The 13277-nt window shown below is 59.4% G+C and carries 11 protein-coding genes; 5 read left to right on the forward strand and 6 right to left on the reverse strand.

Features of this window, described 5'->3' with window-relative positions; all coding sequences use genetic code 11:
• Positions 1-11: 11 nt before the first annotated feature.
• On the reverse strand, positions 12-413 hold the full coding sequence (locus METFOR_RS09145; protein ID WP_015285846.1) for a hypothetical protein: 402 nt from the start codon (positions 411-413) through the stop codon (positions 12-14).
• A 221-nt stretch (positions 414-634) separates the two neighbouring features.
• Between METFOR_RS09145 and METFOR_RS09150 the strand changes: the two genes are divergently transcribed.
• The 3 genes from METFOR_RS09150 (at position 635) to METFOR_RS09160 (ending at position 5144) form a co-directional block, all read left to right on the forward strand.
• A complete protein-coding gene (locus tag METFOR_RS09150; RefSeq protein WP_015285847.1) occupies positions 635-1741 on the forward strand; it encodes a hypothetical protein in 1107 nt (368 codons plus the stop codon).
• Positions 1738-4167, forward strand: a complete 2430-nt coding sequence (locus tag METFOR_RS09155) for a hypothetical protein (RefSeq protein WP_015285848.1) — start codon at positions 1738-1740, stop codon at positions 4165-4167. Before METFOR_RS09150 ends, METFOR_RS09155 begins: the two co-directional genes overlap by 4 nt.
• A gap of 146 nt (positions 4168-4313) precedes the next feature.
• Positions 4314-5144 (forward strand): DUF169 domain-containing protein, encoded by an 831-nt coding sequence (locus METFOR_RS09160; protein WP_015285849.1) that lies wholly within the window; start codon positions 4314-4316, stop codon positions 5142-5144.
• Between the two features lie 41 nt (positions 5145-5185).
• Here the strand turns inward: METFOR_RS09160 and METFOR_RS09165 are convergent, their stop codons facing one another.
• From METFOR_RS09165 to METFOR_RS09180, 4 genes are all read right to left on the reverse strand, one after another.
• Complete coding sequence (locus tag METFOR_RS09165; RefSeq protein ID WP_015285850.1) at positions 5186-6739, reverse strand: hypothetical protein; 1554 nt, start codon at positions 6737-6739, stop codon at positions 5186-5188.
• Positions 6736-7686: a vWA domain-containing protein gene (locus METFOR_RS09170; protein ID WP_015285851.1), complete on the reverse strand. Its 951-nt coding sequence runs from the start codon at positions 7684-7686 to the stop codon at positions 6736-6738. The genes METFOR_RS09165 and METFOR_RS09170 overlap by 4 nt, the downstream gene beginning before the upstream one ends.
• Positions 7670-8566: a DUF58 domain-containing protein gene (locus METFOR_RS09175; RefSeq protein WP_015285852.1), complete on the reverse strand. Its 897-nt coding sequence runs from the start codon at positions 8564-8566 to the stop codon at positions 7670-7672. The genes METFOR_RS09170 and METFOR_RS09175 overlap by 17 nt, the downstream gene beginning before the upstream one ends.
• 76 nt (positions 8567-8642) lie before the next feature.
• Complete coding sequence (locus METFOR_RS09180; protein WP_015285853.1) at positions 8643-9629, reverse strand: AAA family ATPase; 987 nt, start codon at positions 9627-9629, stop codon at positions 8643-8645.
• Between the two features lie 429 nt (positions 9630-10058).
• On the opposite strand from METFOR_RS09180, the gene METFOR_RS09190 reads away from it, so the two are divergent.
• Complete coding sequence (locus tag METFOR_RS09190) at positions 10059-10619, forward strand: flavin reductase family protein (RefSeq protein WP_048110908.1); 561 nt, start codon at positions 10059-10061, stop codon at positions 10617-10619.
• An 89-nt stretch (positions 10620-10708) separates the two neighbouring features.
• Complete coding sequence (locus METFOR_RS09195) at positions 10709-10978, forward strand: hypothetical protein (protein ID WP_015285856.1); 270 nt, start codon at positions 10709-10711, stop codon at positions 10976-10978.
• Between the two features lie 33 nt (positions 10979-11011).
• Here METFOR_RS09195 and METFOR_RS09200 read toward each other — a convergent pair whose 3' ends face one another.
• Positions 11012-13078, reverse strand: a complete 2067-nt coding sequence (locus tag METFOR_RS09200; protein ID WP_048111298.1) for an acetate--CoA ligase family protein — start codon at positions 13076-13078, stop codon at positions 11012-11014.
• Positions 13079-13277 lie beyond the last annotated feature (199 nt).

A 13277-nucleotide genomic window follows, 5' to 3' on the forward strand; every position in this document is an offset into this window, starting at 1 on the left:
AGGAACAAAGATTATTTTTGCAGAGATTTCTCGCGGCACTCCTGCATGAATACATCATCGCCCGGGTTCTGCGGGCCGGTGGGTGAGATGTACACGACGTTAGTGCGGACGCACCCGCTTGTGCACTGGGTGTAACCTGCGACTGCCGCTTGGGTTGTATCCCGGGCGGGACACTTCGCCTCTTCCCAGCCGGCGCACGCGGTCTCGCACGAGCCGCCCTGCCCGGTCTTCCATCCCTGGTCCGTGCAGGTCTTGATACAATCGTCAGCAGAGTGATAACAGACAACGGGTGATGCCGGTGTGGCGGATGTCATGATGAAGGCCCCGGCAAGAATGATGCCGGCAAGGGTCAGGGCGATCAGAGCCAGAATAAGCCGGGCGGGGGCCGACCGGCCGGAAGAATGATCCTGCATGGAAAAGATCTGGGTCGCTCATCCTTATGACCATCTTCATCGGAATCCGTGCAGGAATGAATTTTGGTGAGAATCAAATCAGTATAATTTAAAAGCATTATTGCAAAACGTATATTTCACAGCATATCCTGCATCCTCACTCCCGGCGGAACTCCTCTTCGTCTCACGGGTGACACTACGCGGGCAGAGCTTTCCCTCAGCGATACTTCTCCGGTGATTCCATGAATTTCCCTTACCCTGACCCGTTGCTCCTGTTTGCCCTCCTGGCGCTCGCTTTGTACATACTTATCCCGTCGGCACTCGCTGCGGGGTTTGCGGTCCTGCTCTTCTGCCTGCTCGACCGGATCAGAAGCCGGCGGGTCCAGATCGCCCTTGTCCTCGCGGTGGGCATCCTTTTCATTGTCGGGGAACGCTCGTTCCACGTGTTCGCGTACCAGTCGCTTGGGGCAAACGAACTGATGCTGCTCGGCCCGCTCTTCAGCCTCATCGATATGATCCCTCTGGCCCTCATCCTCGGGACCGGTGTCATCGTTTCGTTCCTGCTCATTCGGGATCACCTTGGCCTGAAACGGGCGTGGGCCGGGGTATTTGTTGCCGGGACGATCGCAATCGGGGTCGACTTCGTGAAAAATTTCCTCGTCGCCTTCGGGCCGCCGAATGGGAGGTCAACCGCAATTTACTCGATGCCGTACTATGATCTCATCAGCAAGTTCGGAGAAGTGCTGCTGATCTTTGTTGCAGCGTCCGCGGTCTTCGGGATGTATATCTTCATCCGCTATGCCGCTACCCTGGCTGCGGGCCACCGCTCTAAGCGGGGCATCCATGCCGCTGTTGTCATTGGACTTCTCGTCACCCTGCCCGCCGCGGCAGTCGGGGGGCTGGCGGTGTACCTTGCAACGCTTTGCTCAAAGTGTTCCGGGAGGCTTGTGCCCATACTGCTGGCGCTGGGTGCGATGGTTGTTGTGGGGACCGGCGGCAGCTTCCTCATGGGAATCCCCGATATTGAAAGGATGGTAGGTCTTTTCATCATCCCGACAATCGTCATGGCCCTGGCGGCAATCATCCCATTCGTGTACTTCTCCAGAACGATCCCGAAGACCTGGCAGCCCGTCATCCTCTTTACCGGTACAGCAGCAGCCGACCTTGCCCTTTCCGCCATCGCGGTCCTCCTGGACCTGGGCGACCGGCTCACGTCCGACCCGATCACAATCCTGACCTTTGCCGAAGGAGGGATCATCCTTGCAGCGCTTGCATTTGCTGCCGGGAACTATCTCGTTGCCCGGCTCGACCATGCAGGACCGGTCCCGGTTGTAGAGGAGTTGCCATGATCAAACCGTACATCGCAGGTGCGATCCTGGTGCTGGGCCTGCTCTCTTTGTGCGCCGGGCCGGTCCTTGCCGAAGAGAGCCCTTCGCAGGAGTACCGGGACGCAATCCGGATGGATGACGGCGGGTTCGTCCTTGTCAAAAACGCCGAACCCAGGGAAGATCAGGCCGGATTCGGCAAAGATATCGTCCTCGAACGGAGGGACCGGAGCGACTCGCTTGTCTGGAGCCGATGGTTCGGTGGCACGCAGGATGAAAAGGTCCGGGGGATCACGCAACTCTCCGATGGCGGTTTTCTCATCTTCGGACAGACGCAATCGTTTGGCCAGGGCTCATGGGTTGTCCGGACGGACGCGGAAGGCCGGGAGATCTGGAACCAGACATTTGGGGGGAGGATGTCCGACTTCAATACAGCCATCGAGATGAAGGGTGGGGAGTATGCCCTTGCCGGCACGTCCGATGCCTTCAGCGGCAGAGGGCAGGGGGCATGGCTGGTCATGCTCAGCCCGGACGGTACCGAGCTCTGGAACCGGACATATGGCGGCGAGGTGCTGGATTATGCAACTGCTGTTGCTGAATTCCCGAAGGGCGGACTTGTACTGGCCGGCGTCCGGATGACAAATTCGGACAAGCTTGAGGAGGGCCTTCTTGTCCGGACCGATTCGGCCGGGAACACGATCTGGGAGAAGACATTCGGGGGAAGCGGGAGCGATGAGATCCGGTCTGTCATGGTCACCCGCCAGGACGAGATCGTCTTTACCGGATCCTCGTTCTCCCCGGGCCTGACCATTGACGACTTCTGGGTCGTGAAGACCGATGCGGATGGGAACGAGATATGGAACCGAAAGATTGCCGGCAAGGGGATCGAGCGCGGCATGGTAATCACTCCTGGTCCGGACGACACGTTCCTTGTCGGGGAAGTCGTGACAGCGGATGAGTATGAGATTCACCTGCTCACTCTGGACAATGCCGGCGCGGTCCTGTCGGACAAGACCTATACCGGCATTGAACCAAACCTCATGGCGGGGAGCTGGAGATTGTCCCGGTCTGGTGACGGATCGCTGGCCCTTACCGGCGCCGGAAATCTCCGGGGGGCATGGGCTCTCGAAATTGCAGCCGACGGTTACACAACTAACCGGCACCTGTACGGCATGGAGCCGGCCGTGAAAAGAACTGCGGCAGAGTCTGGTTCAGTTCCGGTGTCGACCTACCAGGAGCCGTTCATACCATCAGGCTGGCTTGTCAGGACTGACAGCAAGGGGAAGGAGCTCTGGAACACGACGTTTGGCGATGGCCGGATGCAGGAATCCTTTGCCCTTGTTATGACCAATGGCGGGGGATATGCCGTGGCCGGGTCGGCTGTCATCAACGGAATGCATTCCGATGCCATGCTGACCCTCTTTGACGGGAGCGGACGCCAGACCGGGCAAGTCGTGCTCGGATCGGACGGGCTTGCCGAGATCCACTCGATGGAGCAGGAGCCGAATGGAGGGTTCATCCTTGCGGGAGCCCACGACACGTCGGGATGGGAGTCACAGACGATGTGGGTCGTCCGGACCGATGCCGCAGGGTCGCGCCAATACGACAATGACATTTCTGCTATTCCGCGGGGGAACGGCGCGCATGTCATCCAGTCACCGGATGGCAATTATGTTGTCTCAGGTAGTTTCCACTCGGCTGAACACCGTTCGCCGGACGGTGTCATCGTAAAGACCGGACCGGACGGGACGGTCTTCTGGAAACGGACGTACGGGGATGGCGGACAGGATGGTATCCCGTGGGTCGACCGGGTGCCGGGAGGGGGATATGTTGCCGTACTGGCATCGACAAACGGGGGCGACCAGGCAACCTACAAGAGCTCGGCCACCCTTCTCCGGCTCGGGGAAGACGGATCCGGGATATGGTCAAAGCCTCTGACCGAAGATACGCAGGTCGAGCCGCGGCAGGTCCTTGCCACATCGGATGGCGGGTTCCTGGTGGCCGGGTATGCGATCCGGGGGGATGCCCTTGTCGGCCCGTGGATCGTCAAGACCGATCGACAGGGTACGGTCCTCTGGCACCATGTGTTCAATTTCGGGACCCTCGGCCTGAAGGGCTCGCAGATGGCAGTCGAGACTCCAGATGGCGGGTATGCCATGACGGGCGACAAGGGCGAGGACATCTGGCTCGTCCGCTTCGATCCGTCCGGTACCGAGCTCTGGACAGCAACCTACGGCGGCTGGTCGCAGGAGACTGCCCGGGGCCTCGTGGCTACACCTGACGGGGGGTTTACCCTGGTGGGGATCACGCGATCCTATCCGGTGACCGAGACCGCACATACGGAGCGGATCTTCCCTCTCTTTGTCCTGTTCACGGCAATACTCGCGGCCGGCCTTGCGGCCGCACTGTGGAATGAGCGAAAATCAAACAGTGGAAAACGATGGACCTGAAACGGATCATCCTGCATGTTAATGCGGGCGATCCGGGTTCAATCCAGTAATTATTTATCGGCTCAGGGCGGATCCAACGATTACCTGATGGGTTGATCACCGGCATTCCGAATACGGAGGCCCTGCCTGTCACCGAGGATCCTGCCATGTTGCACCCAAGCCAGATTGCCCGGGCGGCCGGGATAAATACGCACCCGGTCGCCATTGTATGGACTGACAAGAAACCGGAGAAAGCTCTTGAGTTCCGGCCCGGCACGTGGGGCTGCGTCATGTGGTTCTTTGCCAAAGTGGCAACGGACGGGAAGACAGCGGTCTTCTCCCGCGATACCACGACCTGCGCCGGCGGCTGTATGGGCCTCGGGTTCGGAAGGCCGTTCGATAAGCACGCGTCCCGGAGCGAGGAAGGGTTCTGCTCGTTCCTCTCGAACGGCATCGAAGGGGCCAGAGACAAGAAAGCCTACCAGGAGATCATCGACCGGAGCTTCGACGGCCACCACAAGAAGATGCTCACGGAAGGGGAGCGCTTCTTAAAGAACCCCTCAGTCGTAAAGAAGTGGCTGAAGAACCTGCCGGAGTACGATGCAAAGGACCGGTATGTTGTCATGAAGCCGGTCACGCAGGCAGACCCGAACGAAGAGATCAAAAGCATCGTCTTCGTTGCCAACGCCGACCGGATCGCAGCGCTCTCGACGCTCGCAAACTTCGTGACCGGGAATGTCCGGAACGGCATCATCGTAGCGGCGGGCGCTGCCGGCTGCCAGGCCATGGGAGTCTGTACGTATGCGGAAGGGGATTCAGAAACACCCCGGGCCGTTGTCGGCCTCACCGATCTCTCGGCGCGGAAGGCGGTCCGTCCCACGCTCGGCAAGGATGTACTCACCTTCTCGGTGCCGTTTGCGCTCTACCAGGAGATGGAGGAAAACGTGAAGGACAGCTGCCTTGAACTGGACCTCTGGAAGGAACTGCGGGATACGTAACGGGAGAGTCAAAAAAAGATTTTTTCCCGACACTTTTTTGCCTAATGTAATGGCGAGCGATCGATGACATCGCGGATATCCGCTATGATGCGAGAGAACTCCCGTTCATCCACCACACCTCGCGCGAACTCCACGTCGGCACACTGCGAAAGCACGTCCTCAACGGCCCGGGTGTCCCGACCCTTGGTCCGCAGCAGCGCGACCAGCTCGGCGTTCGTGAGCTCGCGCCTCACGCCGTTCTCGCACGAGAGGAAGAGGCGGAGCGCCTGCCCGGCAAGGCCGCAGGCATCGGAGGGCTGGCCCTTACCATAGGCAGATTCGGCTTGTGCCAGGAGATCGCGTGCGGCCTTGCGGTGGTTGAACGGCTCCTCGTACAGGTCCTTGCTGGTCACAGCGAGACGGGCGGGCAGCGGGCGGTTACGGTGTTTCCGGTACAGGACCCGGGCTGCAACAAGGGCTACCGCGCCGATCACGAGACCCGCTACGATGGGCAGGTAGTCGAACGGCCCCTCCTTCTCGGTTTCAAGGCTGAGCTGCGTCACGTTCCCGTTGCTGGTCGTGGCATTGATGAACGCCTGCTTCCCCTGCGGGCCCTGGAACGTGAGGTTGACCATTGCACCGGATAAGGAGAGTTCGAGGGCCGTGCTGTTCCGCTGGTAACCCCGTTCCTGGAGCTGCTGTTCCATTGCCCTGAACGTTGCATTGGATGCAAGCGGCGCCGTCACGTTGACCGGGGCTTTTGAGTGTTCCTTCACGGAGGGGATGTTTCCGTTCTCCATCGAACCGCTAACCGAGACGCTCTCTCCCGCAGCATTCCGGTATTCCATCGAGAACGAGCCGGAAGTGCCGGAGGATGGGTTCGATGAGAGGGACTGCCGGGTAAAGCCGTCCGCAGAAAGGGTCTCGTTGACCGAGACGAGCAGGGGGTCACGGTCCAGCGCACGTTCAAATGCAGCCGTGTCCTGCTCTGCCTTCTGTGCTTCACGCCGGAGCTGCTCTTTGAGAACGTTCGTGTCCTCTGCCTGCTGGCCGTTTGAGAGCGCCTGCTGGATCGTTCCGTCACGTCCTGCCTGCTGCTGGACCGAGACGGACTGCTGGACGATCTGGACCGAGCTTCCCGATGGCACCATGCCGGTGCCCGGGCCGCTCGTGCTGGTGACCGGGGCCTGTGGGGCGGACTGTTGCGGGACCTGCGATACGAAATGGATGACGATCTCCGGGAGGATGACCTGGACCGGAGAACTGTCCGTATAATCATACGTGACCTGCACCTTCAGGCTCTTCTCGACCGATGACGTACCCCCGTCGAGCATGATCTGCGATGTGCCCGGGGATACCGTGTCCGAATAGACGCGGTTCTTGGTACTGTACATCACGGTACCGCTGTTCTGGAGCTGCTCGACAGTCGTGAACTGGATGGTGCCGTCAATATCGTGGTCAAAGCTGCTGGTCACCGTGATCGGAATGGCGGCCGGTTCTCCGAGCGGAATATAATAATCGCTGCTCTCTGCCGTGAAAGCAATTTCACCGGCAGTAACCGGAAGCACCAGCAGTGCTGCAGCCGCGAGCAGGAGGACGAGGGGGGAGAACTTCATTGGATGATTCGCCCCCTTCCGTAGCGCAGCCAGAGTTCGAGGACGAGAAGGATCAGGGCCCCGGAGATGAAGATGTTCTTGATGCTTGTTTCTTCCTTCTCGCGGGTGATCTGCTGGTTCAGGCTCGCGTAGATTTCCTGCAAGGTCTGATCATCCACGGACTTGAAGTACTTCCCGCCGGTCTGCGAGGCAATGGACTGGAGGGTGGCCTCGTCCAGCTGCGCGTACTGCGGGTTGCCGAGCCAGTCATAGCCCAAAACCACGTTCTGGGACGAGCCCATGCCGACCGTGTAGACCTGGATGCCGGAGGATTTGGCAAACGTTACTGCTTCGTCGGGCGAGATGACGCCGGCATTGTTCACCCCGTCCGAGAGGAGGATGACCACGGCCTTCCGGTTGGGGATGGACTTTGCCATATCGATCGCGAGTGCAAGGCCGTCGCCGATCGCGGTCTGCCCGGACCGTGCGGAGACCGCGCCAAGTTTCTCGCGGACCCGGTCCTTGTCCGGGCTCAGGTAGGCGACAGTCGATGCGCCGGATTCGAAGATGACCACCCCGGCATAGTCCTTGGTGTCGAGATTTTTCAGGAGCGTGTCTGCGGCGCTCTTGGCCGCCTCGATGCGGGAGGGCCGGTAGTCCGTTGCCTGCATGCTGCCGGAGTCATCGATGGCAAGGACAACGTTCACTCCTTCCCGCGTCTGTTCGAGCGGGATGTGCGGGTCGGCAAGGCCGATGATGAGCAAAGCGATAGCGGCGAGGGCGATTGCAAAGAGGAGGTGGGTCCGCCTCGATTTCTTCGCATCCCCCAGCGTCGATTTCACGAACGCGAGCCGGGAGAACCGGATCGCCTCCGTCTTCTTCTGCCGCAGGATCCAGAAGTAGATTCCCACAAGGACCGGGATGAGGAAGAGGCCGAGGAGCCAGACCGGATCATAAAATCCCGGCATAGTGATCCCTCCTTCCCGCGATGCCGGAGAAGAACCGCTTCAATGGGACTTCGTACGGCTCGTCTGTCGAGAGCGCGATCTCGTGGATGCGGTGCCGCGCAAGCTCGTGGTGCAGGGTTGTCTCGGCCTCGCCAACCAGGGCCCGGTAATGCTCGCGGAACTCACGGTCCGAGGTGTCGACAAGCACCTGTTCGCCGGTCTCGGGGTCTTCGAGCTCGATGAGCCCCACGTCCGGCAGCTCGCGCTCGCGTTCGTCCCGGACCCGGAGCGCGATCACTTCGTGGCGCTGGCGCAGGATCCGGAGGGGCCGCATGAAATCGGGCGAGATGAAGTCCGACAGGATGATGACCGAACTCTTTCGGGAGAGCACCTTTGCGAGGAAGCGGGCGGCAACCCCGAGGTCGGTCCTGTCCGAGACCGGCTTGTGGTCGATCATTGTGTTGAGGATCCCGGCAAGGTGCTTCTTTCCCCGGTGGGCCGGGATGAACTTCTCTACCCGGTCCGAGAAGAGCAGGAGGCCGACCCGGTCGTTGTTTCTGAGTGCTGCAAAGCCGAGGCTTGCCACGAGTTCGAGGATCTTCTTCTGCTTGGTTGTCTCCGAGCCAAAGGAGCCGGAACCGGAGATGTCGGCCATGAAGTAGAAGGTCTGGTCGCGCTCCTCGGTGTACTCCTTGACGAACGGATGGTTGTACCGGGCGGTCACTTTCCAGTCAATCGAGCGTATGTCGTCGCCGGGCACGTACTCCCGGATCTCGGCAAACTCGATCCCCCGGCCCCGGAAGACCGAGTGGTGGAGTCCGTACTGGAGGCCCTCGACCAGGATGCCGGTCTTCAGTTCGATCTTTTTGATCTGGCGGATCAGTTCGTTCCGGTCTTCCATATGCCATCCCCTCCCGATCGGGTATGGGTTCGTGGACGTGTCGTACAGCCTCTGTTTGTCAGCAGGACGGTTGCTGTCATGGGACCTTCACCACAGAAAGGATGCGGTCGATGATCGTGTCGGTGGTGATGCCATCGGCCTCGCCTTCGTAGTTGAGGATGATCCGGTGGCGCAGGACGTCGTGGGCAACAGCCTTGATGTCCTCGGGGATGACATAGCCCCGGCCCGCGAGCAGGGCATGGGCTTTGCCGCCCAGGATCAGGAAGATCGATGCACGCGGGGAGGCGCCGAGCGCGATGCACCGGGCTTCGCTGAGTTTGTAGTCGGCTGGCTTCCGGGTCGCGTCCACGATGGCGCTGACGTACCGCTTGATGGCAGCATCGGCGTACACCTTCCGGGTGAACTCCTGTATCTTCAGGATCTCCTGCGACGAGATTACCTTCTTGGGGTCCCGGGTGATCCCTTCGGTAAACCGGTCAAGGATCGTCACCTCGTCGCTCATCTCCGGGTAGGTCATTAAGACCTTGAACATGAACCGGTCGACCTGCGCCTCGGGGAGGGGATAGGTCCCCTCGGACTCGATCGGGTTCTGGGTGGCGAGCACGAAGAAGGGACGGGCAAGCACGTGCGTGTCTCCCTGGATGGTGACCTGCTTCTCCTGCATGGCTTCAAGCAGCGCCGACTGGACCTTGGGTGGCGCACGGTTGATCTCGTCGGCCAGGATGAAGTGCGAGAAGACGGGGCCTTTCACGGTCGAGAAACTCCCGTCCTTCTGGTTGTAGATCTTCGTCCCCATGATATCGGCGGGGAGAAGGTCGGGGGTGAACTGGAGCCTCGTGAAACTGCAGTCAACGCACTGCGAGAGCGTGCGGATGGTCAGGGTCTTTGCTATGCCCGGCACGCCCTCCAGGAGGACATGGCCGTCGGCGCACACCGCCATCAGCAGCCGGTCGATGACCGCGTTCTGCCCGACGATGACCGTCTTCATCTCGTTCCGGATCGCATCCAGCGTTGCGGCATGAGCCTTTGCTTCGTTTGTCAACTGGACAATCTCTGCATTCATGGTATCACGTGTCTGTCTGATTCTTTGGGCCGTTTTTCGGGGCCCGTTTATGCCACATGAACGGGAGCAGGGCTATGTGCATCCCGGGCAGTTCATGCCCGTTGTCCTCCGCGGAGGTTATTGGAGTGTACGGTATCCACCCCGCAGAGTCCCGTATCATGATGTTTTTATACATTCCGTTAAATGGTTTCTGCATTGATTCGGGAGCCGTACAGGATCCGCAAGGTGGTTCCTGTCAGTGATCGGATCATCGCTCCACGCATTTTTTGTCCCTGTACCGACAGGGGCCTGCATCAGGGTTATGTTGATAAGTATAAAACGGATTCCTTTTTGAAAAATATACTTTACAATTTTTCCAGCATCCGACAGGGGCCAGAAGGAAAGGATATGCTTATTCCCCCGCCCTGCCAACCACATCCGGGATTTACCATGGAAAAAGTCACGCTCGGCCCGATGCCGTACATGAGTGTCATGCCCACCCTGCTCGTGGGCGCAAACGTCAATGGAAAACCCAACTACATGACCGCCGCGTGGGCAACAGTCGCCTGCATGGCACCGCCGATGGTCTGCGTTGCCATCAACCATGTCCGGCACACCGCCAAGGGGATCGAGAAGAACAAGACCTTCAGCCTGAACGTCCCTGCGGCAAAGGACGTGGTCGCAGCCGATTACTGCGGTATCGTTTCCGGAGAGAAGGAAGACAAGTCAAAGATCTATACGTCCTTCTATGGAACGGCGAAGACCGCTCCGATGGCACAGGAGTGCCCGGTCAACATCGAGTGCAAACTGTTCAAATCCGTTGACTGCGGGAGCCACCTGCTCTATATCGGTGAGATTGTTGAGATCCATGCGAACAAATCATGCGTCACAGATGGAAAACCGGACCTGGCGAAGATCGATCCTATCGTCTATGCCCAGTCCCTGTACTTCGGTGTCGGCCCCCAGCTCGAGAAGGCGTTCTCGGCCGGGAAGAAATACGCAAAGAAGTAACACGATCATCCCTTTCTTTTTTTCAATCCTGCCATCTTCCATATCTTAATCAGGAACCACCATCCATTACCGGATTGAGGAGAACTGGTATGGTCAATGCAGGCTGGCAGTTACGGATGAAGCGGCACGTGGAGCGTCTCATCTCCACCAACCGGAGATACCCGGTGAGCAAAGTCGAGAAAGAGCTGCATGCGCTGGGGTTTGTCGAGCTCGGCGCCGACCAGATTGCAGTTGCATTCGAGCACCGGATGATGGAACTGTATCTTGAGATCCTGCTGGACGATGAGAACAAGATCCACAGTTACTTCATCGTCTCGTTTGAGGAGAAGGATAAAAGAAGAAGAAAGTACCGGTGGTGAAACCTCAACACCGGCCGTCTTTTTTACGCGTAGTTATAAAAGTCCCGGCGCCTTGACCCGGAACTTCTGCCAGAGCACGCGTCCCATGACGCGGTAGGTATAGTCCAGCTCCTCGAAACTGGGGATATCGTGCTCCTTTAACATCTCGCGGCCCACGTCCATCGATGCGCCACCAAGGAGCGTTGCCACGAGCCGGTTCTCGGTTGCTGCAGAGAACTTGAGGATCTGGCGGGCCATCTGCTCGGAGTTCAGGACAAGGTTGGGGAAGCCGACGATAAACGCGATATCCCAGAGGTCTGCATGCTTTGCGAGCACCGAAAAGGTCTTCTCAAAGCGCTTCTCGTTTGCATCGCCGAGGAGGTCGATCGGGTTACCCTTGTTCCAGAACTCGGGCAGGAACTCGTTCATCTCGTCGATGACTTCCTTGGGCAGGTCAACCATCTCGACACCATAGCGTTCCGCATAGTCCGATGACAGGACCGCGAAGCCACCGGCGTTCGTGATGACTACGGCACGCTTGCCCTTCGGATACCGTTTCCGGTGGGCGAGCATCTGGGCGGCGAGGAACGCGCCGGTCAGGGTGTGGACGGCGATGATACCGGACTTCCGGAACGCTTCCATATACACGTCATAGGAGCCGGAGAGCGAGCCGGTGTGGGAGGATGCCGCTGCCTGACCCCTGCTGGACGAGCCGGACTTGATGGCGATGATGGGCTTGCACTTTGCGACCTCTGCGGCGACTTCCATGAATGCCTTGCCGTCCGTGACCTGTTCGATGTAGAGGATGATGGCACGCGTCTTCTCGTCCTTGCCGACAAACCGGATGTAATCGAGGAAGTCGAGGTCGGCCTGGTTGCCGACGCTGATGACCGCGGAGAAGCCGATGTTCTTGGACAGGCTCCAGTCGACAACGGTATTGATGATCGCGCCGCTCTGCGAGATGAAGGCGATGTTGCCGGGCCGCGGGGACTGGTGGACGTACGTGGTGTCGATGCCCCGCGGGGGGATGATCATCCCAAGGCAGTTCGGGCCGATAAGCCGGGTGCCGTGGTTCCGGGCAATGGAGACGATCCGGTCCTCAAGTGCCTTGCCGTGCTCGCCCATCTCCTTGAACCCGGCCGTGATGATGACAGCCATCGGGACACCCTTTGCTCCGCATTCCTCGATGACGCGGGGGACGTGGATTGCCGGGACGGTAATGACCGCAAGGTCGATTGGGGCGGGGATTGCGGTGATATTCGGGTAGGCCTTGAGTCCCTGGATCTCGGAGCGCTTGTTGTTTACGGGGTACAACTGGCCAGGGAAGTGGAGGAGGTTATGCATGACGGCGTACCCCATCTTGGTGGAGTCCTGCGATGCACCGACAACCGCGATCGAGCGGGGGTTGAAATATTCCATGGGTACGGGAGGGCGCTCGGGCCGGGCCTCTTCTTGTACGGGGCCATCGGTGACGATGACGCGGGCGTCGACAGCGAGCGCGCCCTGCTCGTAGAGCCGGAGCGGGTTGATGTCGAACTCGACAACATTCTCGTTTTCGAGGAAGAAGCGGTTGACTGCCATCAGCGTGGAGACAAGTGCTTCCTCGTCCTTTGGTTTCATCCCGCGGTATCCGGTGATGAGCGGGTAGCCGTTGATCTCTTTGACCATCTGGCGGACCGTTTCTTCATCAAGCGGGAGGATCCGGAGCGTGATATCCTTCATCAGCTCGACCAGTGTCCCGCCCATGCCGAAGGTCAGGACCTTGCCGAATGCCGGGTCGGTCTTCCCGCCGATGATGAGTTCGAGGCCGGGCTCGGCCTGCTGCTCGACAATGACGCCCTTGATCTCGGCATCGTTGTTGTATTTCTTTGCACCGCTGATGATCTTCTCGAACGCTGCGACAGCAGCCTCGCGGCTGCCGACACCGACGACAACGCCGCCCGCGTCGCTCTTATGGACGATCTGCGGGGAAATGATCTTCATCACGACCGGGAAGCCGATGGTCTCGGCAGCGTCCGCGGCATCGTGGGGGGTCATCACAATCCGGTACTGGGGTACCGGTACTCCATATCCCTTGAGGAGATCATAACCCTCGGATTCCGATAACATGGTCCTTTCCATTGACATCACCACAAACTTTTCCACTATTCTGGTTCTATGATAACCGGAACCGCCTGCCCGGGCGGGTGAATGAGGAGGATCCCTGAATCGGTGCCCATTGCAGTACCGTCGTTCACAGTAACGGATAGAAATCGGAACAGGCCTGTTTTAAAGGTATGGGAAACTACAGGAGAAACAGGCCCGGATTCGCGGCGATTGG

Source organism: Methanoregula formicica SMSP (genome assembly GCF_000327485.1).
Classification (GTDB): Archaea; Halobacteriota; Methanomicrobia; order Methanomicrobiales; family Methanospirillaceae; genus Methanoregula; species Methanoregula formicica.

What these genes read in the sequence shown, in the direction of transcription:
- METFOR_RS09190 (WP_048110908.1), top strand. Translation starts at nt 10,059, where the DNA reads ATGGAAAAAGTCACGCTCGGCCCGATGCCGTACATGAGTGTCATGCCC.
- METFOR_RS09165 (WP_015285850.1), bottom strand. Translation starts at nt 6,739, where the DNA reads ATGAAGTTCTCCCCCCTCGTCCTCCTGCTCGCGGCTGCAGCACTGCTG.
- METFOR_RS09200 (WP_048111298.1), bottom strand. Translation starts at nt 13,078, where the DNA reads ATGGAAAGGACCATGTTATCGGAATCCGAGGGTTATGATCTCCTCAAG.
- METFOR_RS09145 (WP_015285846.1), bottom strand. Translation starts at nt 413, where the DNA reads ATGCAGGATCATTCTTCCGGCCGGTCGGCCCCCGCCCGGCTTATTCTG.
- METFOR_RS09150 (WP_015285847.1), top strand. Translation starts at nt 635, where the DNA reads ATGAATTTCCCTTACCCTGACCCGTTGCTCCTGTTTGCCCTCCTGGCG.
- METFOR_RS09175 (WP_015285852.1), bottom strand. Translation starts at nt 8,566, where the DNA reads ATGGAAGACCGGAACGAACTGATCCGCCAGATCAAAAAGATCGAACTG.
- METFOR_RS09170 (WP_015285851.1), bottom strand. Translation starts at nt 7,686, where the DNA reads ATGCCGGGATTTTATGATCCGGTCTGGCTCCTCGGCCTCTTCCTCATC.
- METFOR_RS09160 (WP_015285849.1), top strand. Translation starts at nt 4,314, where the DNA reads ATGTTGCACCCAAGCCAGATTGCCCGGGCGGCCGGGATAAATACGCAC.
- METFOR_RS09180 (WP_015285853.1), bottom strand. Translation starts at nt 9,629, where the DNA reads ATGAATGCAGAGATTGTCCAGTTGACAAACGAAGCAAAGGCTCATGCC.
- METFOR_RS09155 (WP_015285848.1), top strand. Translation starts at nt 1,738, where the DNA reads ATGATCAAACCGTACATCGCAGGTGCGATCCTGGTGCTGGGCCTGCTC.
- METFOR_RS09195 (WP_015285856.1), top strand. Translation starts at nt 10,709, where the DNA reads ATGGTCAATGCAGGCTGGCAGTTACGGATGAAGCGGCACGTGGAGCGT.